At 65.0% G+C, this 1,918-nt stretch carries 2 protein-coding genes; one reads left to right on the top strand and one right to left on the bottom strand.

Features of this window, described 5'->3' with window-relative positions; translation table 11 throughout:
• The coding region (locus A3728_RS10975; protein ID WP_067923433.1) for a 2-dehydropantoate 2-reductase at positions 1 to 868 on the top strand (868 nt) is incomplete at its 5' end.
• Here the strand turns inward: A3728_RS10975 and A3728_RS10970 are convergent.
• A partial coding sequence (locus A3728_RS10970) for an inorganic phosphate transporter (RefSeq protein ID WP_067923430.1) occupies positions 865 to 1,918 on the bottom strand: 1,054 nt, incomplete at its 5' end. The two genes, A3728_RS10975 and A3728_RS10970, sit on opposite strands and share 4 nt — an antisense overlap.

Genomic DNA, 1,918 nt, shown 5'->3' with positions numbered 1-1,918 from the left:
CGATTTCGGCGGGCTGGCGGAGACGGTGCGCCCGGAAGATCTGACCTTTACGCAGGATGCGCGCTGTCTCGCGCAGGCGGATGTCATTCTCGTAACGGTGAAAACGCGGGACACCGCCGATATCGCCCGCAGCATCGCTGCGCATGGCGCGGCGGGGGCTTGCGTGATCAGCCTGCAGAACGGGGTCACCAATGCCGCCACCCTGCGGGACGCCCTGCCTGGGCGGGATGTGCGGGCGGCGATGGTGCCCTTCAACGTCGTGCCCATGGGGCAGGGGTGTTATCATCGTGCCACAAGCGGAAATATCGTGCTGGAGGCGGGGCCGGCAGACTGGGCCACGCGATTGTCGGTGCCCCATTTGCAGTGGGAAGAAAGCGACGACATCCTCGGCGTCCAATGGGGCAAATTCCTCGTCAATCTGACCAATGCGCTGAATGCCCTGAGCGGTCTGACCCTTCAGGACATGCTGCGCGACCGGCAGTGGCGCAGGGTCATGGCCGCCCAATGGTCCGAAGCGCTGCGCGTGCTGCGGGCAGAGGGCATCCGCCCAGTTTCCACGACGCCGGTGCCGGTAGGGGCCATTCCACATATCCTGCGGCTTCCCACGCCGCTGTTCACCCGAATCGCCGCATCGATGCTCACCATCGATGCGCAGGCGCGAACCTCAATGGCCTATGACCTGATGGAAGGGCGACCGACCGAAATCGACGCATTGCAGGGCGAAGTCGTTCGCATGGGGGCCGCCCAGAAGCGCCCGGTGCCGATCTGCCGGCATGTGACGGAAGTCATGCATCTGGCGGAACTTGCAAAAGAGGGGCTGCCCCATCTGCCGCCCTCCGCCCTTTGGCCCAAGAAGGACCGCGGCTAGACGGTGAAAAAGGTCAGGCCAAGGAACACCGCTGCCGAGATCAGCGCGGCGGCGGGGACGGTGATCACCCATGCGGCCGCGATCGTCAGGAAATGGGAGCGGCGCACCAACAGGCGCCTGCGCCGTTCCTCCGGGGCGATCCGCTTGACCGGCGACACCCGGACATCCGGTCGGCGAAGCCGCCGTTCCATGTGCCATTCGCGGTAGAAGCCCACGCCAAAGACACCACCCACCGCGATATGGGTGGAACTGACCGGAAGACCCAGCCAGCTTGCCACGATGACCGTGATCGCCGCTGAAAGGGCGACGCAATAGGCACGCATCGGGTTCAGCTTGGTGATCTGGCGGCCCACCATCCGGATGAGCTTCGGACCGAAGAGAAACAGCCCGAAGGAGATGCCGAAGGCACCGATGATCATCACCCAGAGCGGAATGCGCACCTCGGCCTCGACCCCGCCGGCTTCTGCGGCGTGGACGATCGCGGCAAGGGGACCCACCGCATTGGCCACGTCGTTCGCACCATGGGCGAAACTCAGCAGCGCGGCGGAGAAGACCAGCGGCAGACCGAAGAGCACCTTGACCGACTTGTTGCGGTTCTCCATCCCTTCCGACCGGCGCCTTACGGCAGGGCGGGCCAGCGCATAGACAGCCAACCCCGCAACAAGGCCGATGGCGAGGGCCAGAGGCATATCGACGGATACGATCTTTTTCAGCCCCTTCAGCGCAAGATAGACCGCAAAGACCCCGGCCATGAGACCGACAAGCACCGGAACCCAAATGCGGGAGGCGGCGATCTTGTCGTCGCGGTAGAGGATGCGCGCCTTGATGAAGGCGAGGAAAGCGGCGGCGATCACACCCCCCAACAGGGGGGAGATGATCCAGCTGGCCGCGATCATCGACATGGACCCCCAGTCTACGGTACCAAGCCCCGCTGCCGCGATGCCCGCCCCCATGACGCCGCCCACCACCGAATGGGTGGTGGAGACCGGGGCACCGATACAGGTGGCGAGGTTGACCCAAAGCGCGGAAGAGATGAGCGCCGACATCATC

The organism is Sulfitobacter sp. HI0040, assembly GCF_001634885.1.
Taxonomy (GTDB): domain Bacteria; phylum Pseudomonadota; class Alphaproteobacteria; order Rhodobacterales; family Rhodobacteraceae; genus Sulfitobacter.
The sequence above is the reverse complement of the archived record's forward strand: the minus strand, read 5'-3'. Positions and strand labels throughout refer to the sequence as shown.